1 protein-coding gene is annotated in these 348 nt (G+C 31.0%); it reads right to left on the bottom strand.

Annotated features, from left to right (window positions below):
- Positions 1–238: 238 nt before the first annotated feature.
- Positions 239–348: 50S ribosomal protein L33 (gene rpmG / locus C1G53_RS01345; RefSeq protein ID WP_105117381.1), on the bottom strand; the 110-nt coding region annotated here is incomplete at its 5' end.

Below are 348 nucleotides of genomic sequence, written 5' to 3'. Positions count from 1 at the left end.
CAATACTAGTTTGAATGTTATTCGAGAATTTGTAGGACATTCTGAGGATGGTAAGGAGATAGTGAAAATCTATCTTCATGTAATACAAAAAGGAAAACGTAAGATTGAACAGGCTATGCTAGATTTAGCAGAAATTATCATTTGATTTATTTTAATCAGTTAAAATTCAGTTATTTTGTCAAAAACAAAAGAAAAAAGCCTTTGAAACGTTGATTTCATAGGCTTTCTGTATGTTGTCTTATTTTACCTCAGTAAAAATCACGTGCTTACGCAATTTTGGTGAGTATTTTTTCAATTGAAGACGGTCTGGAGTGTTACGTTTGTTTTTTGAAGTAAGGTACAAACGCT

The organism is Streptococcus suis (assembly GCF_002960445.1).
GTDB lineage: Bacteria > Bacillota > Bacilli > Lactobacillales > Streptococcaceae > Streptococcus > Streptococcus hyiners.
This window is presented reverse-complemented; position numbering and strand designations above follow the sequence as displayed.